1 protein-coding gene is annotated in these 523 nt (G+C 40.5%); it reads right to left on the minus strand.

All coding sequences use genetic code 11. The features are described 5' to 3' along the window. Window positions 1–523, minus strand: a 523-nt coding sequence (locus tag ACFIO5_RS13505) for a methionine adenosyltransferase domain-containing protein (RefSeq protein WP_375705690.1), incomplete at both ends; no start/stop codon positions are given.

Genomic DNA, 523 nt, shown 5'->3' on the forward strand with positions numbered 1-523 from the left:
TAATCATTTTTTGAAGCGTTTTAATGAGATCAGTTTTTTCCCATGAAAATGAACCATCACGTTTTGGTTTGCGTCCAAAATGACCATAAGCGGCTGTTTTTGTATAAATCGGTTTGTTGAGATCTAAATGTTTCCGGATTCCTGTCGGTGAAAGATCCATTATTTTCCGGATTACTGCTTCGATAATACTTTCATCGACTTTTCCTGTTCCATGGAAATTAATATAAATGGATAAGGGTTGTGCAACGCCGATTGCATAGGAGAGTTGAATAGTGCATCGTTCTGCTAAGTCAGCTGCAACAATATTCTTAGCCAGATAGCGTGCAGCATAAGCTGCAGAACGATCAACTTTTGTTGTATCTTTGCCTGAAAAAGCTCCTCCACCATGGGGGGCTGCGCCTCCATAAGTGTCAACGATAATTTTACGTCCTGTCAGTCCAGCATCACATTGGGGGCCACCGATAACAAATTTTCCTGTTGGGTTAATATACCAACTGCATTGATCGGAAATAGGAATATCATG

This window comes from Bartonella sp. AA86SXKL (genome assembly GCF_042196885.1).